Genomic DNA, 24,291 nt, shown 5'->3' on the forward strand with positions numbered 1-24,291 from the left:
TTTTTTTATGCAGTATCTCAAAAACTTGTGGTATTTTTAGCCAATGATTGTTTTGGTTGATACACATATTAAAAGTCAATTTTATCCGTTCACTTTAACGAGGCACACGGCTGAGTTACGTATAGGTATATTAACCATCAAAGAAAAGTGGGAAGCCCTTACCAATCAAAAAGTTAGTTTAAATGAGCAGGATGATGGTATTAAAGTGCCGGCTAACATCATCCCTAATATTTTAAATTTTCAAAAAATACTGGATGCTGCTGAAAGTGAAGAAACGATAGTAGCAGGCGGTGACCTTATTATGCTCAACCACCCTTGGCATTTGTTTCAATATAATGATGTTGCTTTAAAACATGATTTCATTCTCTTAACAAAAAATAAAATATCGGAACCCATAAGCAGCACTAATACCATCATAAACTCATCGCACATTTTTATTGCACCAGGTGCAACTGTGGAGTATTGTAGTTTAAATGCTAGTAATGGACCTATTTATATAGATGCCAATGCTACTGTTATGGAAGGTTCATTTATTAGAGGATCCTTTTATGCAGGTACAAATAGTATTGTAAAAATGGGAACCAAAATATATGGGGCTACCAGTATTGGTGCTAATTGCACCATTGGCGGTGAAATAAAAAACAGTATTTTATTGGCCAATAGTAACAAAGCCCATGATGGTTATTTAGGGGATAGTGTTTTAGGTGAATGGTGTAATTTGGGAGCAGGTACCAGTAATAGTAATGTTAAAAATACAGGTGGAAATGTTGGTTACAAACTAGCTACAAACGAACCACTAATTTATGCTGGTAATAAAGCTGGTTTATTAATGGGCGATTATAGTAGGGCTGCTATCAATACTTCATTTAATACCGGGAGTGTAGTGGGGGTTTGTTGCAATATTTTTGGTAGTGCTATGCCTCCAAAATATACACCCAACTTTACTTGGGGCAATGAAAAGTATGATTTTGATAAAGCTTTGAAAGATATTGAAAATTGGAAACAAATGAAAGGACAAACTTTACAGAATGATGAAATTATACAACTAAAAAAAATATATACATTACCATAAATAATCAAAACACATGCGTAAACAAATTGCTGCTGCAAATTGGAAAATGAATTTAACCTTAGTTGAAGGTGAACAATTAATAAATGATATTGTTGAAGCTAACATTGAGTTGCAGCCAAACCAACAAGCTATTTTTGCAGTACCGTTCCCTTATTTATTATCTATCAAAAAAATTGCAGATAAAGTTGCTAATTTTAAAATTGCGGCTCAAAATTGTAACAACCATAAAAGTGGCGCCTATACAGGCGAAGTAAGTGCACCTATGTTACAACATTTGGGTATTGAATACGTAATTATTGGTCATAGCGAACGTCGTGAATATTACCACGAATCAAATGAAATGTTGGCGCAAAAAGTAAATATTGCACTCGAAAATAAAGTGGCTCCAATTTTTTGTTGCGGTGAATCATTATCAATAAGAGAGGCAAATACTCAAAACGACCATATTGAACAACAATTAAAAGAAAGTTTGTTTCATTTAACAGCTGCGCAAATGAATGGTTTTATTATTGCTTACGAACCCATTTGGGCTATTGGTACAGGCCGTACTGCAACGAGTGAACAAGCACAAGATATGCACCAACATATACGTACCGTTATTGCAAATCAATATGGAACATCAGTAGCAGCAAGTGTTTCAATTTTGTACGGCGGTAGCGTTAAAGCTAATAATGCAGTTGATATTTTTTCGAAACCAGATGTTGATGGTGGTTTAGTAGGCGGAGCAAGCTTAATACCTGCAGAATTTATTGCAATTATTAAAAGTTTAAAATAATTGTTTTTAATAACAAAAAGGGCTTGTTGTACATTTAAAACAACAAGCCCTTTTTTATAAAGTTACGTTATCATAATCACTCAGTTTATCAAGTTCGAGAACAGTGGTATTAGCTGTATGATCTCTATGAAACATTGGTTTGTATTTTGCGCCATACACAAACTCTTCAAAAGTAAATGATGAACGTGTAATAACTGTATTACTAAATAAATCATCAAAAGCTTTCATATAAATAATTAATTCACCTTTAATATTTTTAAAATCCTCTTCTGTAAATGAGTAAAGTGGGCTTTCTTCTGTTATAGGATGCACTAATGTCCAACTCAATGTAAGGGTATTAATAGTGCTAATTTCTAAGGGTAAACTAAAAAATTGGTTAGATGATGTGCCGTTTTGTTCATTAACAATTACCAATGTTAACTTTACTTCTGCATCGGATAAGCTTGTATTTTTAAAAGGTGTTAAACGTACCATCAACGCTTTTCCATCTTTATATGGTGATATCAATGCATTATCACTGAATTTTATGTAAGCTTTTGGTCTACTAAACCTTCCATACATTAAACCTGTTGCAACGGCAAAACTAAGTAAACCAATGAGCGCATGAAATGATGAAGCTACATTCATTAAAAATCCTGTTGGACTAATTCTTCCATAACCAACAGTAGTGTAGGTTTGTGTACTAAAAAAGAAGGCTTCCATAAACTTTTCTTTTTCGGTACTCATATCTAAACCAGCTAAATGTTCAACCCCAATAAGATAATATACAAACGTAAAAATTAAGTTTACACTTATGTAAAAAAATAAAATTGTAAAAAAAAATCGCCAACGAGACATTGTTAGCATGGTATGAAACCAACTATATCTTTCTAAAAAAGCAATACCGGTTTTTTTAATATTAGGTGAACCATCTTTATTTAAAAAACGGCCTCCATAGTTAGCGGCATTTGTACCAAAGCCAGTATTTGCCGTAGTTTCGCCGTGTATTTTAATTTTTTTTGTGAATGCCATTGATTGATTTTATTGATGCAAAGTAATGATTTTTAAAAGTTACGATTTTAATAAATATATTTAACTGCTTTTAAAGTTTTAGGTATGACTATTAAGCAGGCGTTACTGCACAATACAGGTTGGAAAATGGTAGCCATGTTGTTTACATTTTTAAACAACCTATTCATTGTGAAATTATTAGGCATTACTCAAAGTGCATCTTTATTTTACGCCATAGCTATTTTTACTTTTTTGGGTACTATTTTTAAAGGCAGTTTAGAAAACGGTATTATTTTTTATGCTTCACAAAATCCTGCAAGTAAAAAATTATTACTTCAATTAGTGGGGGTAGTAACTGTTGTTCAAATCATTTTGGTGTATGTTGTTTTAAAATACTTTATTAGTGTAGCGGCTAATTTTCAAATTGCATTAGCTACCATTTTTATTGTGAGCAACATCACACTGTTTTATATTACTTCGTTTTTTCAAGTAGCAAAAATGTTTTTAAGCGTTAATTTAATTAGCTGTGTTTTCACATTTTTACAAACCATACTTTTAATTGTTTGCTTGTTTAAATTGCCCCTTGGTTTCGCCATTTCACCAGATCAAAATATTGTATTGGGCATTCTTGCAATTACAAGTTTATTACAAGTATTAACATTACTGTTTTATTATGTAAACAAAGTTCCTTTTGAAAACAGTACAACACAAAGCATAACATCTTTACAAAAAGTGGTAACATTTTCTTTAACCAATTATGTTTGTGCTATTTTATTGTTTTTAATAATGAGGGCTGATTTATATTTCGTTGAAAAATATTGTGATACCAATACATTGAGTAATTATATACAGGCTTCAAAAATCGGACAATTATTATTAGTGTTTCCAGGTTTACTAGGTGGTGTAATTTTCCCTTATGCTGCAACAGATGATCAAACTTTACAACCTAAAATTAATGGACTTATTAGGTTAATTACACTTGTATTTTTAATTGGTTTTGTAATGAGCTATTTTGTAGGAAATACAGTATTTACTTGGCTTTTAGGTGATGGTTTTGGTTTAATGAACCATATTTTTCTATTAAGTTTTATAGGAATTTATAGCTTAACCATTAGCATACTTTTAATTTCTTTTTACGAAGGTGTAAATAAGCAGCGTATTATAATTATTGCCAACAGTTGTACCCTTTTAATATTACTATTAGGAGATTATTTTTTAGTAAAAAAATACGGGTTTGCTTTAGCAGCAATTATTTTTTCTGTCAGCAACTTTATTGGTTTATGTATTCTTTTAAATGAATATAAAAAAATGAATAGCCTACATTTTATTCATTTATTTTTAATAACCAAACAAGATGTTATTGATCTTCAATTTTGGAAAAAAATATAAACCTTGCATAAATTATTTTTATACCGTTTATTAAAATTTAATAAAATCGCTGCTTTATTAGTAGCAGCTTTTTTGATTTTGTATGCTGTATTTTTTTATAAGAAAATGGATATGCTATTGTTTCCGTACAACAATATGTTTACACAACAACTCAATCAAAACTATGTTGTAACTACTTATATGATGAAGGTGAACCAAAAACCTATACTTATTAGTAACGATTGGTACTCCAAAAAAGATTTTTCAGAAGCAGCACTTACAAGTTTTTCAAAATGGATACGCAATAATAAGCAAGACTATATGTATCAATTTGTACAACAAAAAACAAATGATAGTGCTACAACTGCTACTTATAAAAATAAATTATTTGTTGATGCACAAGCGGCTGAAACCTGGCCTCAATGGTTTGCTGTATATCATCATTTTAAACTTCAAAAAAATGATACTATTTTAATTTGGCAATATAATTTGCGAATGGATGTTTCACCAGTAGCGATCATGGATACTGCAATTATTTATAAAAAAATAGTGCAGTGATGGTATTTAAAAAAAATATAAATGAACCTATTGCAGTATATAGAATTATACTCACTATTCTTTTGATAGAAATTTTGGTGTATTTTTTTAGTGGGCTCAACACAAATTCTTTATACGGTAATACTTACTTCAGCTTGGAACAAGATCCTTTACTCTGGGCAGCATACTATACTGGTATACCACAGTTTATTGTTCAACATGTATGGGTAGCTATTTTTTTAGATATTGCTATTTTGTTACTGTTATGTTGGCTTGTTGTTAAACCACTAAATGTGTGGGTTGCAAGGCTGTTACTATTTTTTTTGATTTTATTTTATGTAGTTGTAGTGGGCCATCACACACATCGTAATTTTCAAACAGGTTATATTTTTGTTATGTTATTATTTGTAGTTACATCTACAAACAACAAACAAATACTTTTTGAATGTTTGCGTTATTTTTTACTAATATTTTATGTAATAGCTGCCTATTTAAAAATAACAAGTGGTGCTTTGTTCAATGCTACCCATATGAGTCATGCACTAGCAGCACAGTTTGCTCCGTATTTTACGGAGCAGCATTTAGGTTGGCGTACTGCACTCAACTCATATTTAGTTCAACATACTTTAATTGCACAAAGTTTATTAATAACGGCTACTATTGTTGAAGCATTGGCTATTGTTGGTTTTTTTACTAAAAAGTATGATTTTTTGATAGCACTATTTCTTTTAATTTTTCATTTCGCAAATTGGTTTTTAATGGATATTGCACCAATTGGTCATATTGCATTTTTATCAATATTATTTTTTAGTAAACAATTATGTTGGATCAATAAAGCATCTAACTAGTTGATTTTATTTTACTTAAACTTATTGTTTTCAACATAACTTTTTAATTCAATTTTATTAGATATTCACATTTTTTGTTGTTGGCATAGTAATTGGTTTTAGTGTAAAAAATTATTAACTATGAAGAAGATAACTTTAGTGTGTATTGTAGCATTGTCAATGCTTTCAGCGGTTGCACAAACAAAAAAATCTAGTAAAAAATATAAAAAGCCTGTTAACAAAGAAGCTGTTGCAAAGGCAAAATTTGAAAAACAAGAAGCTTTAAAAAAAATTGCTCGTGATTCAACCTTAGCAAGTTTAGTTGCATCTGACTCAACAAGAAAATCACTCGATAGTATTGCCGAAGTTCAAAAAGAAGCGGATAGATTAGCCTATATTGAAAATGGTTTAAAAGCCATTGATAGTGCCAACGCAGCAAAGTATAAAGCAATAGAAACTGATAGAGATAACATGGATAAAGTTTCTGCATCGCAAAATGCTATAACCAATGCAGTTAATTTAAGTGAATACCAAAAAAAGCAAGTGAAGTATATTAATGAATCATATACAGTAAAAGCAAAAGTTATTGAGGCAAGTGAAGCTGCTGATAAAGCAAAACAATTGGCAGCACTCAATGAAGAAAGAAGAGCGAAAATTAAAACAATTGTAGGGAAATCAAAAGAAAGAAAGCTAGAGAAAGAGCGTAAAAATTTTGTTGAAAAAAATGGGGTAGATGAAGTGAATGCATGGATTCAACAAGCTGAGTCTGTTAGTTCAAAATAAAAAAAAGGGGTAAATTATTTGCCCCTTTTTTTTTTACTAATTTTTTATTCAACGTTTCTACATTCGCCTACAATGGTATGAAAAATATCATGTGCATCCGTAATCAAAACTTTTAATTGATCATCAGTAGCTTTATCATTCACAGCTTTTTTAATTTTTTCACATTGAGCCACTAATTTAGTTAAGGCTGCCTTGGTTTCTAATGGTTTGTAATTTGCAGCAATAGGTGATGCTTGCCAGGCTTTTGAACTGCTCACTAAGCTATCCGCCTTTGCTCTTAAAGGTGCTAAATTACCTTCTTCTGTTGGGTGAAAAGTAGTTGACATAAATGAATGAAACTTTTTCATTTCAGGCCATTCTGGAGTTGTTGCCTTTTTTTGTGCTAAGGCTGTTCCACAATACGCAAGCAACATCAAAGCAAATAATTTTAATTTTTTGATCATATCAATTTTATTTAATCTATTTCAAAGATAATAAATTCAATCTTTGGTTGGTTTCAAATATAAAATCAACTTCTTCACAACTTGTATTTAAAAAATTACCTGCTTTCAACTAAAATCATTCAATTTAAAGGATAATAGTCGTTAGTTTACCGCTCAAAAATCATTATTTTTGCACATCAAAATAAAAGAGGAAAGCGTTTACATGAAGAATATCAGAAATTTTTGCATCATTGCCCACATCGATCACGGTAAAAGTACTTTAGCAGATAGGCTTTTACAATCAACCCATACCATTAGCGATAGAGATATGCAGGCGCAGGTGTTGGATGATATGGATTTGGAGAGAGAGAAAGGAATTACCATTAAAAGTCATGCTATTCAAATCAACTATCCTTACAAAGGTCAGGAGTATATTTTAAATCTTATTGATACACCCGGTCACGTTGATTTTAGTTATGAAGTAAGTAGAGCATTGGCTGCTTGTGAGGGAGCTTTATTGTTGGTAGATGCTACTCAGGGTATTCAAGCACAAACCATTAGTAATTTATATTTAGCTATTGAAAACGATTTGGAAATCATTCCTGTTATCAATAAAGTTGATATGGATGGCGCAATGATACCTGAAGTGAAAGATCAAATTATTGAGCTCATTGGTTGTAAAGATGAAGATATTGTTTTAGCAAGTGGTAAAACCGGTATTGGTATTGAAGATGTACTACGAGCTATTGTAGAACGTATACCTGCTCCACAAGGTGACCCCAATGCACCATTACAAGCACTTATTTTTGATAGTGTTTTCAATAGTTTCAGAGGTATTATTGTGTATTACCGCATTTTTAATGGTAGTTTAAAAAGAGGAGAGAAAGTAAAATTCTTTAGTACCGATCAAGAGTATAATGCCGATGAAGTGGGCATTTTAAAACTAGGAATGGAGAAAAAAGATGAAGTGAAGTGTGGTGATGTGGGTTATATTATTACCGGTATTAAAAACGCTAAAGAAGTTAAAGTTGGTGATACGTTAACGGCAGTTGCAAACCCTACTGATAAACGTATTGATGGTTTTGAAGAAGTAAAACCAATGGTATTTGCAGGTATTTTCCCTGTAGATACTGATAAGTTTGAAGAGCTTAGGGATTGTATGGAAAAACTACAATTAAATGATGCTTCTTTAACGTTTGAATTAGAAACATCACAAGCATTAGGTTTTGGTTTCCGATGCGGTTTCCTTGGGTTATTGCATATGGAAATTATACAAGAGCGTTTGGAAAGAGAGTTTAAACAAACCGTTATTACAACAGTACCAAACGTAAGTTTTATTGCACACACAACTAAAAAAGAAGTGATTCATGTGCACAACCCTGGTACCTTACCCGACCCAAGCCGTACCGAACGTATTGAAGAACCTTACATTAAAGCACAAATTATTACCAAACCAGATTATATCGGTAATATAATGACGCTTTGCATTAGTAAACGAGGTATTTTAATTCATCAAGGTTATTTATCGCCAACAAGGGTTGAGTTAACATTTGAAATGCCTTTAACTGAAATTGTATTTGATTTTTACGATAAGTTAAAATCACAAACAAGAGGCTATGCGTCGTTCGATTATCATCCAATAGGTTTTAGAGATGCGGATATTGTTCGTATGGATATTTTATTAAATGGCGAAAAAGTTGATGCCCTCAGTGCATTAATTCATAGAAGTCGTTCACAAGATTTTGGCCGTCGTTTATGTGAAAAATTAAAAGTATTGTTAGATAGGCAACAGTTTCAGGTAGCCATACAAGCAGCTATTGGTGCTAAAGTTATTGCCCGTGAAAACATTAGTGCAATCAGAAAAGATGTTACTGCTAAATGTTATGGTGGCGATATTAGTCGTAAACGTAAGTTGTTAGAAAAACAAAAAGAAGGTAAAAAGCGTATGCGCCAAATAGGTAATGTTGAAGTACCGCAAGAAGCCTTTTTAGCTGTATTGAAATTAGATGATTAAAATGTAATTAAATATGATTTTGTGAAATGTTGTATCAGTTTTGGTGCAACATTTCATTTTACAATAGTTCCATTCATTTTGCAAAATAGAGAAGATTGAAATTTTTTCCAGAGTCTGCTTTACAGCAGCTAGAGTTTGATAAAATTAAGGAGTTGCTTGCCACACATTGCAGAACAGAATTTGCAAAACTTAAAGCAAATAACCTTCGTATACATACCCGTAAAGAGTACATTGAGCTTGAGTTACAGCAATCTAACGAGTTTAAATTAATATTGGATAGTGGGGGGCATTTCCCTAATGATTTTACAAGTAATATCACAAGAGATATTAAATTGTTAAGCATACCGGGTGCATCATTATCAAGCGAACAATTTATGCTTATTAGGCGATTGGCAGAAAATACCAATGGCATATTCCGGTGGTTTGGTACGGAAATAAGAGAAACTTTTCCTGCCCTCACCAAAGTAATAGATAACAATTATTACGAAAAAAATATCAATGCACAAATTGATGAAATTTTAGATGAAACTGGTGTTGTAAAAGACAAAGCAAGCGAAGCATTAGCAGATATTCGGATGCAATTGTATCGCAAACGCAATGAGTTACGTAGGGTGTTTGATAGAATTGTTGCACGTTTAAATAAGCAAGGTTTTTTAGCTGATATTGAAGAGAGTTTCATGAATGGCAGAAGGGTATTAGCCGTACTAGCTGAGCAAAAAAGAACCGTTAAGGGGGTATTACACAGCGAAAGCGATAGCAGGCGTACCAGTTATATTGAGCCCGAAGAAACCACCGAGTTAAACAATGAAATTTTTTCGTTGGAGTATGAAGAAACAAAAGAAATTTATAGAATTTTAAGGTTACTTACTCAGCAAATAAGTGTGTATGCGCCTTTGTTAATGAGTTACCTTGAAATTGCTGGCACTTACGATTTTATTAGGGCCAAAGGTAAGTTAGCGCAAGAAATGGATGCAGCCTTACCACAGCTAGCAGACAAAGCGCATCTTCATTTAATTAAAGCCTACCATCCATTATTATTTTTATTTAATAAAAAATCTGGTAAAGAAACTTTCCCTACCAATATTTTGTTGAACGATCAACAAAGTATTTTAGTAATCAGTGGCCCTAACGCAGGTGGTAAAACAGTTACCATGAAAACAGTAGGTTTGTTACAAGTGATGATGCAAAGTGGTTTATTAGTGCCTGCTAACCCTGATAGTACCATGGGTATATTTAAACAAGTGCTTATTCATATTGGTGATACGCAAAGTATAGAGTTTGAATTGAGTACCTACTCATCGCACCTAAAAAATATGAAGCATTTTATTGAAAATGCTAATGGTAAAACCCTGTTTTTTATTGATGAATTGGGCAGTGGTAGCGATCCAAACTTAGGTGGTGCCTTTGCCGAGGTAATTATGGAAGAGTTGGCATTTAAACATGCATTTGGTATAGTAACAACCCATTATTTGAATTTAAAGGTAATGGCCAATAAGGTAAAAGGTATTATTAATGGTGCAATGCAGTTTGATGAGCAAAAGCTATTGCCTTTATATAAATTACAAATTGGTAAGCCCGGTAGTTCTTACACGTTCTCCATTGCAGAACGTATCGGTCTTGATAAAAAGTTAATTGACAGAGCCCGTACATTGGTAGATAATGACCAATTTCGATTAGATAAATTATTGAACAAAACGGAGCAAGACTTACAAAAATTATCATCCGAAAAGCAAATGCTTGATAAGTTGATGAAAGAAAATGAAGCACTCAAAAAAGAGATGCAACGAGTGTTAAAAAAAGAATTACATCAGCAAGAAATGGAGCGTATGAGAGAACAGAACCGTATTGCTGAAGATAAGTTGGTGTATTTGAAAGATATGGAGCGAAGGCTTAAAGCTATGGTGGTTGAGTGGCGCAAGGCAGAAGATAAAGACAGTATTGTAAAAATGATACAAGCTTTATTGTTTAACCAAAAAGAAAAAATTCAAAAAGATGCACAGCAAAAAAAGCTCAATGAAAAATTTGTTGAAATTGGGGGAGAAGTAAAAGTAGGCGATAAGGTAAAAATGCGTCAAAATAGGCAAGTAGGTATATTAAAGGAAATTAAAGGGAAAAAAGCCATCGTACAAATTGGTGTAATACCTATAACCGTAGCTTTAGATGATTTAACCGTTGTGAAAGATAAAGACCCTGCTTTGGCTGATGCACCGCAAAGCAAAAGCAAAAAATAACTGTTGCATATATTATCCCTCAATTGAGGGATTTTTTTATTACTACAATCAATATAATTTTACAATACCTATTTACATTATTTACATCATCATAATCAGTCACCCTTCAAGCAATACCCTTCTATTTGTGAAGGGTATTTTTATATCTACTTCAAAAAATAGTTGCAACAAAAAACCTCGATAAAATCGAGGTTGTATTGTTGTGTATTTTTATTTGCTTTATGCGGAGAGCGAGGGATTCGAACCCCCGGACCTGTAACAGTCAACAGTTTTCAAGACTGCCGCAATCGACCACTCTGCCAGCTCTCCGCGGCAAAAGTAAGGATTGAATTTTTAATAACAAAACAGTTTTGAATTTTTTATTAATTTTTTTTTACGCTTCTACAAAAATCTTTCTGTTTATGGGTAAAATAACATTAAACGTAGCGCCATTATTGGGTTGTGACGATGCACTAATAGCACCCCCATGGTTATCAGCTATTTTTTTTGCTAATGCTAAGCCAATACCTGTACCAGCGTACTCTTGCTTGCCATGTAAGCGTTGAAAAATTTCAAATATTTGAGCAGCATATTTTTGATCAAAGCCAATACCATTATCAATTACTTTGATGCTACAGTAGGTGTAAAGTGAATTTAATTTTAATGCTGCTACTTCTTCTTTATTAAGAATATTACAAGTAATTTTTATAACAGAAGCTGTATCATCTTTTGTGAATTTTAATGCGTTACCAATTAGGTTATAAAACAGTTGATTCATCTGCAATGGTATGGCATCAATTTGAGGTAAGTTGGCAAAATCTAACGTAGCATTTTTTTGTTTGATCAATAATTCATAATCTACTTTAATATCATTTATAATTTTATTTAAATCTGTAGGAACAAAAATGCGTTCTTTTGAACTTACTCTTGAAAACTCTAACAAGTCGTTTATTAAAAGCGACATTCGTTTTGCTGCTTTTTCAATTTTTTCAATGTAGATTTTTCCTTCGTCGCTAATTTCAGCTTTGCTGTTCAAGAGCATGTCAGAAAAAATATTGATTTTTCGTAATGGCTCTTGTAAATCATGACTAGCAACGTATACGAATTGCTCCAAATTTGCGTTCAGTTGACGAAGATCATTGTTGGCATTAGCAACATCTGCCGTTTTTTGTGCCACTTTATCAGCAAGTTCCTTTTCTGTTAAGCGTTGTAATGTTACATCTTGTGTAATACCAGCCATTAGCACTGGTTCATTTTGCTCATTGTAAAACGTTTTGCCTTGTGAGTGTAGCCTGCGATGCTCTTTTGTTTTAAGATTGATAATATCATATTCAACATTAATGATACCATTCGCTTCGGGTTGTAATGCTTTATGTATTTGATGGAGTACTTCATCTTCATCAAAAGCATTTTCTAAAATATTTTCAACAGTTATTACCTGCGATTGATCAATACCTCTCCAATCAAGCAAGGTTTTATTAAGTTTTATTGCTCCTGTTTTTATATCAAACTCCCAAGTACCTAAATTAGCTACTTCAATAGCACTCCGTAATTTTTCTTCTGCTTGCGCTAATTTTTGTTTTGCTTCTACTTGGTAAGTAACATCCAGCGCCATGTTTAAAATACCGTATACTTTACCATTTTTATCATACATTGGTTTGTATGATAAATTAAACCAAAATGGTTGTAATTTATTATTGACTTCTAAAATTGCTTTTTGTTCATTTGCATGGTACGTAATACCTGTTTCGTACACTTCGTCAAGCAATCTAAAAAATGGCTGATCTTCTAATTCTGGTAATACCTCTTGCAAACGTTTTCCAGTAACATTTTTATCTTTCCCCCAAAGTGCAATCATTTTATCGTTGGCTAGTTCAACTATCATTTCTTTACCAGAATAAATGGCTGTTGCAACAGGCGCATTTAAAATAAGGTTGTTTAAATCTTCTCTACTTTGTTCAGCATTTAATTTGGCTTTTACTAGTTCAGTAATATCTACGGCATGTACAAATATGCCCGTAATAATACCTTCATTATTTCTGATGGGGTTATACGCAAGACTAAAATACATTTCAGTTAAAACACCTGTACCATCAATGTTTAATTCAATTCGAAACTGATCAATTTTGTATGGAGTGCCAGTTTGAAATACAGTGTCTAATATTTCAATGATACCTTGTTCTTTTAGCTCGGGTATAATTTCAATGATGGGTAAACCAATATTACTCTCAGATTGATTAATTGATTTGAAGTATAACTTGTTACCGTATTGTAAAACGTGGTCTTTTCCTTTAAGTATGGCTATTAACGCATGAATATCATCAAACAATGTTGCTAATTCTTTTATATGCTTAGCATCTGTATACCCCATAATGTGTTGTAATTTTTAAAACAGGCAATTCAAATTTGCAACAACCAACATGCCAAATTTTACATAACCTGCAGTATGTTATATATTTTGTTTTGAAAGATGATGGGTTTGTTGTGATTAAATGATAGGAAAGCTTTGCCGAGTGGGGATTGTAGCGATAATGGATAAATTGAAATTTGATTAATAATAATTTTTTGCATCGCTACGGCAATATAAAAATAGCCTTCACTTGTAATTATTAAACTACCATTTTGTATTGATTTTTGCACACTAGTTGGGTCAATATTTGCAACCATTGCCTTTTGTTCAAGCGCTTGTTGTAACTGTATTTTTGTATTGTGCTGTTCAATTTGTAGCATGGCTAATGCTGTTTCATATTTATCGCCTGCTGTACTTTTTGTTTCATTAGCTGCACTTAGCTGTAACTCATGCAATTGTTGTTGTAACCTTGTAATATTACTGTTAATGGTATTTAAAATAGTATTATGTATTTGTTGTTTGAGTGCAAATGACATACAGCTATAATATGGTTGAGTGGCCAATGATGAGTTCAGGTGTTAGTATTCTTTTTTCAAACTGAACCACGGGGCGTTTGTTTTCAATGAGCTGTAATAATAATTCAGTAGCAGCCCTTCCCATTTCCATGGCTGGCTGTCTTACTACGGTTAATGAGGGGTTTAGTAATTCCGCCAAGTCAGAGTTGCTAAAACCGGCTAAGGCAATTTCTTGCGGTATAGCAATACCTCTTCTTAACAGCGTTTTTAAACAGCCACTACTGAGTTTATCGCTGGTTGCTAAAATGGCATCAGGTCGTTGTTTTAAGGTAAATAATTTGTTGACTGCATCTTCAATTTCCGAAAAAACCATTCCTCCGTAAAAACAGTGTTTTACATAGCTTTTGTTGTATTTAATACCATAAGCATTCAGTGCTTCTTTATAGCCTGCAAGTCGTTCATTGGTAATTGATAAAAATTCTGAATTAGCAATGGCAGCAATACGTTTGTATCCTTTTTGAATTAAATGTTCAGTAGCTTCATAAGCACCTTTAAAATTATCAACCACAACTTTGTGTGTTTCAATTTCATCAGTAACCCTATCAAATAATACAATAGGGAGCCCTTTTTTGTGTAACATTTCTAAATGGCTTAAATCATTTGTTTCGGTTGAAAGTGACACTAATAAGCCATCAACTGATCTCGATGAAAGTGAATGCAAGTTCATAATTTCTCTTTCAAATGATTCGTTGCTTTGTGTAATAATTACATTATACCCTTTATCATATGCTACGGATTCAATGCCGTTGATTACTTGCGAAAAAAAACTATTGGCAATTTCACAAACCAGTACGCCAATAGAACGACTGCGTTTTTCTTTTAAGCTTAATGCAATGGGGTTTGGGCGGTAGTTGAGTTTTTCAGCACATTCTAAAACCAATTGTTTGGTTTCGGGGCTAATTTCATAACTATCTCTTAATGCCCTCGAAACTGTTGATGTAGATATACCCAAAGCCTTGGCAATATCTTTTATTGTAACCGCTTCAAATTTCATGTTGGTAATAACGCTTTTAATTCGTTCAAAATCTACTTAAAGTTAGGTAATTGTTTTTTATGCCATTGTTTTAAAATAGTTGTGTAATAAACCAGGCTTCATCAAAAAAACTTTATAAAATGATGATAAACTCAAATGGTAACGTTATCGGGAACGATTGCGTAGAAATGATTTTGATTGATTTGTAAATCAAATATTTTTATTAACCGAATTCTTTTTACCACTCAAAAATTCATTTTTCATGAAATCTACTTTTACACTGTTACTAATTTTATGTGTTGCTTGTTTTAATCAGGTTTTTGCACAAAATCCCACTATTTATGCCTCGGTTGCTTCGGGGTCATGGGCAAGTACCTCAACTTGGGAAACCTTTACTGGCAATGCTTCAAACACACCCGGCGCACAAGGTACAGGTACACCAGCAGTTAGTGTACCATCAGGTACGCATTATGTGTACATACGTAGTGGCCATACAGTAACCATGGCTGCTAGTAGAAATACCCTAGGTTTAACCGTTGAAAGCGGCGCTACTTTGTTAGGTGGAGGAGCAGCCTTTGTATTAAAAGTAAACAATGGCGGTACAGGCTTTACATCACCACTTGATTTTGGTATCATTAATAATGGTACCATTGGCCAAGCTTCAGAATCTACTGTTTTGGAAATTCCTGTTGCTGCACGTAATGTATTAATTACGGGTACTGGTAACTATATTTTAGGCCGTTGCAGAATTGTTGGTTCTAATCCTAACCCAGTAAATGTAACTTTTGATGCTAATGTAACATTCAATATTGCAGGTAATTATGCCCTGTCAGCTATTTATAATCCTGGTACTACTGATAATTATACCGTAAATATTAATGCAGGTAAAACCGTAACAATTACAAGTGCAAATGGCTATTTTAATAATAACTCAATTGGCTCAGGAAGTGGCTTTGGAACTTACACATACAATATTAACGGCACTTTAAACCTTGCTGCCTCAACACAAACAGCAACTAATTTAACTGCTATTTCTCCAACAAGTGGCGTTGTTAACTTAAACATTGGCGCTACTGGCAAAATTATTACAGGTGCTGCTTTTAATGCTTCACCTACTTTGCCAGGTGTAGCAAATATTAATATAGCTGCTGGTGGCGAATTAGATGCTAGTTTGGCAACAGTGTTTAACTTTAATGGTAATTCAGTAATCACTAATGGAACTAATAGCATTAAAAGAGTAGTGCCTGGTGATGGTACACGTATTTTATTTCCTATTAAAACCAGCACCAGCGCTGTAAATAATGCTATTATCAGTAGGTTAAATACCAGCGGTACATCTGCAACCTATACCGCTAGTGTAAAAAATACTTTTGATAATGCACCAGCAGATTTATCAAAGTCTGTTCAAAAGCAATGGGATATTAATATTACAGGTGCACCAAGTGCAGATGATACACTTCGTTTATCATGGACAACTGCTGACCAAGGCGCTAGTTTCGACCCTGCTGGTACCGTTTCAATTATGCATTATGCTGCTGGCGCTTATGAATATTTTCCTGCAACAGTTACAGGAAGTGGTACAGCTGCTGATCCTTACGTAGCAAGGGCTACAGGCATTACTTCGTATTCTCCATTTGGAGTTACAAGTTTAAGTGTGTTGCCCCTAACCTTAACAAGTTTTACGGCAAATTTTAATGGCAAACAAAATGATATTCGCTGGACAACCGACAATGAGATAGGTGTTCAACAGTTTGAATTATTACGCAGTACCAATGCAGTTAATTTTACAAAAGTTGCCACAGTAGCAGCACGTAATAACGCTACTAATGCCTATAGCTGGTTAGATGCTGCTAATAACAACACAACTTATTACCGTTTAAAAATGATTGATTTAGATGGTAAAGTAAACTACAGTAATATTATTACCGTTAAAGCACAAAAAACAACAAGCCTAAGTGTTTTCCCAAATCCAACAACATCAAACATTACATTAAACTACCCGTTATTACGTAACAATGCAAGTGTTACAGTGTACAGTTTAGATGGTAGAAAAATAATGCAACAACAAGCTTTAAAAAATACTACCACTAATACTGTTGATGTTAGTTCATTAAAAGCAGGAACTTACAATGTTACAATCATCAACAACGATGTTACTACACATCAAATTTTTATAAAAAAATAAGTTCAATCAATCACATCCAATGGCAGGCTTTAATAGTCTGCCATTTTCACTTTTTTAATTTTTGTGGAAAATGAAATATGTCGTTACAAGTATTTTCATCATATTAATATGCATCAATGTAAAAGCCCAGCTTATTGCTTTTCCGGGTGCAGAGGGTTTTGGTAAGTTTACAACTGGGGGTAGGGGAACAGCAGCAAGCCCTCCACGTATATTTGAAGTAACTAAATTAACTGATGATGGTAGCGTTGGTACTTTGCGTTATGCATGTACCAATAATTCGCCATCAACACCCAACAGAATTATTGTATTTAGAGTGGGTGGCACTATCAGGTTGAACAGCCCTTTGAGTTTGAATAGAGCAAATACAACTATTGCAGGACAAACGGCACCTGGTGGTGGTATATGCATTGCTGATTACCCTGTTACTATTGCAGCAAATAACATGATTATTCGTTACATCAAATTCAGATTAGGCGATAAAAACCAAGCCGCAGGTTTAGGTATGGATGATGCATTTGGTGATAATGGAAGTGGTCGTCAAAAAATTATTATTGACCACTGTACGATGAGTTGGAGTACTGATGAAGCTTTAACTGTTTATAAAGGTGATAGCGTAACCCTACAATGGAACATGATCAGCGAACCGTTGGATTATAATTATCATACAGAAGGTGGTATAGTTCAGCAACATGCATACGGCGGTATTCAAAGTGGTAAGCATATTTCTATACACCATAATTTGTATGCACATATTCGTGGGCGTATGCCACGTTTTGATGGCATCAGAAATGCCGCTGTTGATACCGCTGATTTTAGAAACAATGTATTGTACAACTGGGCCGACTATACAGTTAATGGGGGTGAAGGTGGCGCTTACAACGTAGTTAATAATTTTTATAAATATGGTATCAATTCACCTTCAAGTTCATCAAGCGGCGTTATTAAACGTTCTATGATTGTTAATCCGTACAAAACGACCACCATACCATTTGGTAAATTTTTTGTTGATGGTAATTATGTAGATGGTTACCCAGCTGTAACTGCACGTAATTGGTTAGGTGCAGCCATGAATGGTGGTACTTTAAATGATACCACTTTAGCAAAATCAACTACTGAAATTAATGTAAGTATACCAATCAATACAACGGATGCTATCACCAGTTATAATGCTGTATTGCAATCTGTAGGTGCTAGTTTGCCTGTAAGAGATACACTTGATCAACGGATAGTAGACAATGTAATTAACAGAACAGGCCGTTTAATTGATACCCAAGGTGGTTATCCGGGTTACCCCACTTATACGCCCTTTAGTACCTCACAAACAGCATGGCCTACTTTATCAGCAGGTGCTACTATAACAGATACTGACCATGATGGTATGCCAGATGTTTGGGAAACACAACGTGGGCTCAATTCTAACAGTACAACTGATGCTAATTTGTACCAATCAACATTAGGCTATAGTAATATTGAAACCTATTTAAATGGTGATACCATTGTAGCACCCGGCATAATTAATACATGTATTACTACTAAAAAAATTGCATCAATCAATTCAGGTAATTGGTTGTTTGCAAGAGATACTATTTTTAGTGCTAGTGAATCAGCTTATTACTTAGCTGCATCTGACTCAAATAATATTGCAGCGGCAATTTTAGATAACGGTAACATGGGTTTGTTTGATGTTGCTTATTACACCACAAATACCATACGGGTTGATGCAAGCACTAATAAACCTTACTTAAATAGAGCTATTGCTATTACGCCACAAAACCCGGCACTTATCACTGCACCTGTTACAGTAAGGTTGTATATAAGTCAAACTGAGTTGAATGATTTAATAGCTGCTGATAACACTATTACTTCAATTAACGATATCGCTATTTTAAAAGTAAATGGTAGTAATTGTTCAGCTGATTTGTCAGCAGGTTACATTACAATAATACCAACGGTTACAGGTATTTATGGTAGTTACAATAATGGTTATTTTTTAGAATTTCAAACCAATAGTTTTAGTACATTTTATTTTGGTAGTAAGGCTAGCTTTATTTTACCCCTCAATTTGTTGTCATTTAACGCAACGCTTAATAATAAAAAAGTAAGGGTTAATTGGCAAACCACTAACGAAATTAATACGGCTTCATTTGAAGTTGAAAAAAGTACCAATCAAACAAATTTTATAAAAGTTGGAAATGCTGTTGCAGCATTTAATACAAGTGGTAATCACAGTTATCAAATTATTGATGAAACACCTTATGAAGGCATATCATATTATCGTTTAAAAACGTACGATGTTGATGGTAGTTTTTATTACAGCGACATTAAAAAAGTAATTAATAACAATAAGCAAAGTTTGTTAACTGTTACTTCACCTGTTAAAAATGTATTGAGTATTAATATAAATACGAATGTAAGTGATGCAAAGCTGGTTATCACAAACAGTATAGGAATGAAAGTGATGCAGCAAAATGTAAATAATAACCGTACGCTAAAAATGAATGTTGCTGCCCTAGCATCAGGTATTTACAATATTACCCTTTACCAAAACAACCAAACAATTTCAACCCAGTTCATAAAAATCGACTAAACTTTTAACCATGCTAACCAAAAAATTATTACCACTAATTTTATGCATATTTTATGCTACGTTCGGCAATGCACAAACGTATGATTTAATTGTTGCACCAGATGGTTCCGGAAATTATACTACAGTGCAAGCTGCTATCAATGCAGCACCTACTGGGTCAACTACGCCATATAAAATTTTTATTAAAAACGGTAAGTACCGTGAAAAAATCACCATTGCCTCTAATAAACCATTTATACAATTAATAGGCGAAAGTGTTGCCAACGTATTTGTTTATTATGATGACCCGGCAACCGTTTTAGGTACACAAAACTCAGCCAGCTTTACCATAAATGCCAATGATTTTTCTGCCTTTAATATTACGTTTGCCAATACCTACGGCGATGGTTCACAAGCAGTAGCTGTATTGGTAAATGCAGATAGAGCAGCGTTTAAAAACTGTAGGTTTTTAGCGAATCAAGATACGGTTTATTTAAAAGGTAATGGTACGCCCAGGGCTTATTTTAAAGATTGTTATATAGATGGTAATATTGATTTTATTTTTGGAAGTTCAGTTGCCTATTTTGATAATTGTGTAGTGTACGCAAAAACTAGGGTAGGTACAAGTAGCTCATTTATTACAGCACCCAATACACCAGTTGGGCAAGCATATGGTTTTGTTTTTAAAGATGCAAAACTGTATAATAATGTAGGTACAACATCTTATTTTTTAAGTCGTCCATGGCCAAGCCCTTCTGAGGCTTTAACCAGACAAAAATGTGTTTTTTTAAGTGCCATTATGAGCAGTCATATTCAACCAGCAGGTTGGTCAACTTGGGATGCCAATACCGTTACAGCTAACCTTACCAATGCCGAGTACAATTCAAGACATTTCAACGGAAATGCTGTTAGTATTGCTAGCAGGGCACCATGGTCGTTGCAATACAATGTAACCGACTCAAGTAATTTCACCATTGCAAATATGTTTACAGGGTGGGATCCTTGTGCTGTTTATCCTAACATATGTACAACCATTACTCCTGATATTGCTGTTGCTAATTTTAGAACCAATAAAGTTGCTAATACATCAAACTTTAATTGGAATATTAGTTGGCCACAAACAGGTATACAATATGATTTATATAGAAGTAGCAACAACGTATCATTTTCAATCATCAATACGCAAGTTGCAGCTAATGATACCGCTATTAATTTCAATTATGCTGAGGCTGTACCACCTCCAGGCGGAAGTTATTATTATTTTGTAAGAGCCTCAAAACCAGGTTTTACTGCCCACACTACTGATACATTAATAGTAACAAGTGTACCAACCATTACTACAGCAGGTACTTTAGGCAACTTTACACAATCAGTTGGTAGTCCATCAAACCCACAAACTTATACCGTAAGTGGTGTAAACCTATCCGATAATATTACCATTACTGCGCCTGCCAATTTTGAAATATCAATTAACAACGGTATATCTTGGAATAACAGCAGTACGCCCATTGTGCTTACGCCAACAGCGGGCTCAATAGCAAATACAAATATTTCAGTAAGACTTAATGCAAATGTTGTAGGTACATATAATGGTAACATTACACATACATCTACAGGCGCTACCAATGTAAATGTACCCGTAAATGGTACCACACAGTTAGCAGCTTTAAATGCTATTGGTATTATACAATATTGGCCTTTAAATGCTGATAACACTGATAGTGTGGCCGTTCGTGCCGCAGGTGTACTAGCCAGCACACCTACTTTTAGTAGATTGGTTTTATCTGATGGAGTAACTTTAGCAGGTTCAGTACCTGTGCCGGCGTATTCAACTCAGTTTGGCCAAGCTTATGCAACTACAGCCAATGGTTTATGGACCATTGCAGCAGGCGGAAATGGAGGCAATTTATCAAGAACGATATACGAACAATTTCAGGTAAAAGCTGGTGCTACCCATACGGTACATATTGATTCAATTATTTTAAATGCAAGCTTTTTTAATACAAGTAGTAATACAAGGTTTGCAATAGTATATTCAAAAACAGGTTTTACAACGGCTGATTCTACTGATGTTGTAGGTGCAAGCTTTGGTTCACCCATATTATTAGTGAACGAAACAACTGGTACAAATACCAATTACAGGTTTGCAATTAATAATTCAGCTGGTATAAATTTAAATGCAAACGAAACATTAACCTTTAGAATATATAATAGTTGTAGCAGTACAGGTAACCGTTATGCAAAACTTAAAAATGTACATGTAAAAGGTTACACTACATTAAACCCATTAGCAGGTGATTATCAAACCCATCAATCTGGTGAATGGGCAAATGTAAATACATGGGAAAGGTATGATGGAACGGCATGGGTTTACCCTGCACCTGCATACCCGGTATACGACAACTCAGGCACGGCTTCTATTTTGAGTGGACATACCGTTACAATTTCATCAACATTAGCTAATGGTTCTGGCTATATACATCTTACAAAAATTAAAGAAGGTGGCCAGTTAATAGTTGCCAATGGCGCTACATTAAATATTGCTAATGATGGTGCTCCATCAACCACAACTACTGATTTACAAATTGATGGTACTATGACTGCTGCAGGTGTTTTAGGTACCAATGGTAATGTATCAATTGTTATTAACGGAACATTGATCAATAGTACTACTAGTATGAATTTGAGTAATACTGGCGATAGTGTTTTTATTAACAATGGCGGTACTTACCAGCATAATACGAATAGTAATAACACACCTGCCAATTTAGTAGGTAGGGCAGGCTCAACTTTTAATGTAACAGGTATTACAAGCAACCAAACTGGCATCTTTAAAGCCAACGTTACATATGGCAACATTGTATGGAACTGTCCTGCACAAGGTGGTTACTATGCTTTTAGAGGCAATTTATCATCAAATGTATTAGGTAGTTTTACTTTGGTTAGTTCTGGTAGCACTTATATTTCGTTTCATAATGCAAGTGTAAAAACTACTTTTCCTGGAGGGTATTACCAAACGGGTGGTATTATGAACTTTAGAGAAGGCGGAACTGTAGTGGATACGCTCACAATAGGTGGCGATTTTAGCGTAACGGGTGGTACATTTAATTCAAACGTTCCATCGGGCAGTACCTTGGCATTACAATTAACAGGTAATTCAAAATCATTTAAATACGGTGGTAATACTTTAAACAATACCAATATTTTATTCAATGGTACTTACACTCTTGATAGTAATTTGGTATTACCAACAGCAGGTTTTGGTGCCATCGTAAATGGTAGCTTAACAATGGGCACAAGGGTAATAAGTGGCAGTGGTGCATTTACAATGGGTAACAATGCAACTATTAGTAGCGCAGCCCTTAATGGTTTAGATGGTAACATTAACGTAAGTGGCACCAAAGCTTTTGGTACCACAGGTAATTTCATTTTTAATGGTGCAGCTGCACAAACTACTGGCGCATTAATACCAGCAAATGCCAATAGCATTACTGTTAACAATGCTGCTGGCCTAAGTTTATCAAATAACACACAATTAGCATCTACCTTAACCCTTACAAATGGCAACCTAAGTATTGGTAATAATAATATCAGCACTGCATCAATATTAGGTGCAAATGCAAGTAAATTTATAGTTACGAATGGTGTGGGTGCTTTAAAATTAACCAATATTGGAAGTACCAATACTACATTTCCTGTTGGTATTAGTGCAAGTAGTTATACCCCAGTTTTATTAAATAACAGCGGAACGGTTGATAATTTTAGTGTAAACGTTGCAGCAGGTTTACCAGCTGGAATTAATGTTGCACCACAAGCAGATTCATCGGTGAATCGTATTTGGAATATTGCTGAAGATGTTGTTGGTGGCTCTAATGCAACCATTACATTGCAATGGAATGCAGCTGAACAAAACAGTTTATTCAATAGTAACAATGCAAGTGTAGTGCATTCTGATGGTACTGTTATTGATTATAATGGTGGCTTTGGTGCTGTAACTACTGTATCAGCGAATGTATTTAGCCGAACAGGTACAGGCTTTAACAACTTTTCTCCATTTGGTGTTACAAGTACTGTAAACGCTGTAGTGTTACCTGTAACATTATTATCATTCAATGCGGTTCAAAAACCTACAGTTGTAGATCTAAATTGGAACGTGAGTAACCAACTAAACTTACAACATTACCAAATACAAAAAAGTAGTAACGGAAACACTTTTGAAACCATTGGTACAGTCAATGCAATCAATAATACCCAAAGCTATCATCTTACTGATGTTAAACCATTTATAGGTGATAATTATTACAGGTTAAAATCAGTTGATTTCAATGGCCAATTTAGTTACAGCAAAATTGTAAAAGTTACTTATAACGCAAAGGGTTTTATAGCTGTTTATCCAAACCCAGTACAAACAACATTAACTGTAAATCATAGTATAGCAGCGGATGATGCTACGCTCATGTTATTTAACAATAGTGGTCAACAAGTTGCTTTATGGAAAGTAAAAGCCAATAGCATTCAAACCAATATACCTTTAAATGTTGCTGCAGGAACATATACATTGGTATTTGTAAATAACAACCAAAAAACGAGCTTGGTGATTTATAAAAAATAGTACAGTTGTAGTTTTAGATGAATAAAAAACCG

16 protein-coding genes and 1 tRNA gene are annotated in these 24,291 nt (G+C 33.9%); 11 read left to right on the plus strand and 6 right to left on the minus strand.

Annotation, left to right across the window (positions count from 1 at the left end; translation table 11 throughout):
- The first annotated feature begins 43 nt into the window (after window positions 1-43).
- Together ACFOWM_RS00990 and tpiA are read left to right on the plus strand one after the other, a co-directional pair.
- Window positions 44-1,072 (plus strand): putative sugar nucleotidyl transferase, encoded by a 1,029-nt coding sequence (locus ACFOWM_RS00990; RefSeq protein WP_379705782.1) that lies wholly within the window; start codon window positions 44-46, stop codon window positions 1,070-1,072.
- Between the two features lie 13 nt (window positions 1,073-1,085).
- Window positions 1,086-1,847, plus strand: coding sequence for a triose-phosphate isomerase (tpiA, locus tag ACFOWM_RS00995; protein ID WP_379705785.1), 762 nt, complete (start codon window positions 1,086-1,088; stop codon window positions 1,845-1,847).
- Window positions 1,848-1,901: 54 nt separating this feature from the next.
- On the opposite strand, the gene ACFOWM_RS01000 is transcribed toward tpiA, so the two are convergent.
- A complete protein-coding gene (locus ACFOWM_RS01000) occupies window positions 1,902-2,858 on the minus strand; it encodes an ion channel (RefSeq protein ID WP_379705788.1) in 957 nt (318 codons plus the stop codon).
- A gap of 84 nt (window positions 2,859-2,942) precedes the next feature.
- On the opposite strand from ACFOWM_RS01000, the gene ACFOWM_RS01005 reads away from it, so the two are divergent.
- From ACFOWM_RS01005 to ACFOWM_RS01020, 4 genes are all read left to right on the plus strand, one after another.
- Window positions 2,943-4,226, plus strand: coding sequence for a hypothetical protein (locus tag ACFOWM_RS01005; RefSeq protein WP_379705791.1), 1,284 nt, complete (start codon window positions 2,943-2,945; stop codon window positions 4,224-4,226).
- A 3-nt stretch (window positions 4,227-4,229) separates the two neighbouring features.
- Window positions 4,230-4,763: a hypothetical protein gene (locus ACFOWM_RS01010; protein WP_379705794.1), complete on the plus strand. Its 534-nt coding sequence runs from the start codon at window positions 4,230-4,232 to the stop codon at window positions 4,761-4,763.
- A complete protein-coding gene (locus ACFOWM_RS01015) occupies window positions 4,760-5,590 on the plus strand; it encodes a hypothetical protein (protein ID WP_379705797.1) in 831 nt (276 codons plus the stop codon). Before ACFOWM_RS01010 ends, ACFOWM_RS01015 begins: the two co-directional genes overlap by 4 nt.
- 120 nt (window positions 5,591-5,710) lie before the next feature.
- Window positions 5,711-6,352 carry a hypothetical protein gene (locus tag ACFOWM_RS01020; protein ID WP_379705800.1) on the plus strand — a complete coding sequence of 214 codons (642 nt, stop codon included), beginning with the start codon at window positions 5,711-5,713 and terminating at the stop codon, window positions 6,350-6,352.
- A 44-nt stretch (window positions 6,353-6,396) separates the two neighbouring features.
- Here the strand turns inward: ACFOWM_RS01020 and ACFOWM_RS01025 are convergent, their stop codons facing one another.
- Window positions 6,397-6,795: a hypothetical protein gene (locus ACFOWM_RS01025; protein WP_379705803.1), complete on the minus strand. Its 399-nt coding sequence runs from the start codon at window positions 6,793-6,795 to the stop codon at window positions 6,397-6,399.
- A gap of 202 nt (window positions 6,796-6,997) precedes the next feature.
- Here ACFOWM_RS01025 and lepA point away from each other — a divergent pair, with 202 nt between their 5' ends.
- Both lepA and ACFOWM_RS01035 read left to right on the plus strand, forming a co-directional pair.
- Entirely contained in the window at window positions 6,998-8,788 is a 1,791-nt protein-coding gene (gene lepA, locus ACFOWM_RS01030; RefSeq protein ID WP_379705806.1) for a translation elongation factor 4, read from the plus strand.
- A gap of 95 nt (window positions 8,789-8,883) precedes the next feature.
- Window positions 8,884-11,019 (plus strand): endonuclease MutS2, encoded by a 2,136-nt coding sequence (locus ACFOWM_RS01035; RefSeq protein WP_379705809.1) that lies wholly within the window; start codon window positions 8,884-8,886, stop codon window positions 11,017-11,019.
- A 224-nt stretch (window positions 11,020-11,243) separates the two neighbouring features.
- Here ACFOWM_RS01035 and ACFOWM_RS01040 read toward each other — a convergent pair.
- The 4 genes from ACFOWM_RS01040 to ACFOWM_RS01055 all read right to left on the minus strand — a co-directional run bounded on the left by ACFOWM_RS01040 (window position 11,244) and on the right by ACFOWM_RS01055 (window position 14,917).
- A tRNA-Ser gene (locus ACFOWM_RS01040) sits at window positions 11,244-11,328 on the minus strand.
- A 64-nt stretch (window positions 11,329-11,392) separates the two neighbouring features.
- Window positions 11,393-13,369, minus strand: coding sequence for a PAS domain-containing sensor histidine kinase (locus ACFOWM_RS01045; RefSeq protein WP_379705812.1), 1,977 nt, complete (start codon window positions 13,367-13,369; stop codon window positions 11,393-11,395).
- A gap of 59 nt (window positions 13,370-13,428) precedes the next feature.
- Window positions 13,429-13,884 carry a hypothetical protein gene (locus tag ACFOWM_RS01050; protein WP_379705814.1) on the minus strand — a complete coding sequence of 152 codons (456 nt, stop codon included), beginning with the start codon at window positions 13,882-13,884 and terminating at the stop codon, window positions 13,429-13,431.
- Between the two features lie 4 nt (window positions 13,885-13,888).
- Complete coding sequence (locus tag ACFOWM_RS01055; RefSeq protein WP_379705817.1) at window positions 13,889-14,917, minus strand: LacI family DNA-binding transcriptional regulator; 1,029 nt, start codon at window positions 14,915-14,917, stop codon at window positions 13,889-13,891.
- Window positions 14,918-15,158: 241 nt separating this feature from the next.
- On the opposite strand from ACFOWM_RS01055, the gene ACFOWM_RS01060 reads away from it, so the two are divergent.
- From ACFOWM_RS01060 to ACFOWM_RS01070, 3 genes are all read left to right on the plus strand, one after another.
- On the plus strand, window positions 15,159-17,081 hold the full coding sequence (locus tag ACFOWM_RS01060; RefSeq protein WP_379705820.1) for a T9SS type A sorting domain-containing protein: 1,923 nt from the start codon (window positions 15,159-15,161) through the stop codon (window positions 17,079-17,081).
- A 70-nt stretch (window positions 17,082-17,151) separates the two neighbouring features.
- A complete protein-coding gene (locus ACFOWM_RS01065) occupies window positions 17,152-19,668 on the plus strand; it encodes a T9SS type A sorting domain-containing protein (RefSeq protein ID WP_379705822.1) in 2,517 nt (838 codons plus the stop codon).
- A 10-nt stretch (window positions 19,669-19,678) separates the two neighbouring features.
- Window positions 19,679-24,259: a pectinesterase family protein gene (locus tag ACFOWM_RS01070; protein WP_379705825.1), complete on the plus strand. Its 4,581-nt coding sequence runs from the start codon at window positions 19,679-19,681 to the stop codon at window positions 24,257-24,259.
- Window positions 24,260-24,291: the final 32 nt, after the last annotated feature.

It is taken from the genome of Ferruginibacter yonginensis (assembly GCF_042651465.1).
GTDB lineage: Bacteria > Bacteroidota > Bacteroidia > Chitinophagales > Chitinophagaceae > Ferruginibacter > Ferruginibacter yonginensis.

Coding starts and splice junctions, on each gene's coding strand:
- ACFOWM_RS01020 (WP_379705800.1), top strand. CDS start 5,711: ATGAAGAAGATAACTTTAGTGTGTATTGTAGCATTGTCAATGCTTTCA.
- lepA (WP_379705806.1), top strand. CDS start 6,998: ATGAAGAATATCAGAAATTTTTGCATCATTGCCCACATCGATCACGGT.
- ACFOWM_RS01050 (WP_379705814.1), bottom strand. CDS start 13,884: ATGTCATTTGCACTCAAACAACAAATACATAATACTATTTTAAATACC.
- ACFOWM_RS01065 (WP_379705822.1), top strand. CDS start 17,152: ATGAAATATGTCGTTACAAGTATTTTCATCATATTAATATGCATCAAT.
- tpiA (WP_379705785.1), top strand. CDS start 1,086: ATGCGTAAACAAATTGCTGCTGCAAATTGGAAAATGAATTTAACCTTA.
- ACFOWM_RS01045 (WP_379705812.1), bottom strand. CDS start 13,369: ATGGGGTATACAGATGCTAAGCATATAAAAGAATTAGCAACATTGTTT.
- ACFOWM_RS00990 (WP_379705782.1), top strand. CDS start 44: ATGATTGTTTTGGTTGATACACATATTAAAAGTCAATTTTATCCGTTC.
- ACFOWM_RS01005 (WP_379705791.1), top strand. CDS start 2,943: ATGACTATTAAGCAGGCGTTACTGCACAATACAGGTTGGAAAATGGTA.
- ACFOWM_RS01070 (WP_379705825.1), top strand. CDS start 19,679: ATGCTAACCAAAAAATTATTACCACTAATTTTATGCATATTTTATGCT.
- ACFOWM_RS01000 (WP_379705788.1), bottom strand. CDS start 2,858: ATGGCATTCACAAAAAAAATTAAAATACACGGCGAAACTACGGCAAAT.
- ACFOWM_RS01060 (WP_379705820.1), top strand. CDS start 15,159: ATGAAATCTACTTTTACACTGTTACTAATTTTATGTGTTGCTTGTTTT.
- ACFOWM_RS01055 (WP_379705817.1), bottom strand. CDS start 14,917: ATGAAATTTGAAGCGGTTACAATAAAAGATATTGCCAAGGCTTTGGGT.
- ACFOWM_RS01025 (WP_379705803.1), bottom strand. CDS start 6,795: ATGATCAAAAAATTAAAATTATTTGCTTTGATGTTGCTTGCGTATTGT.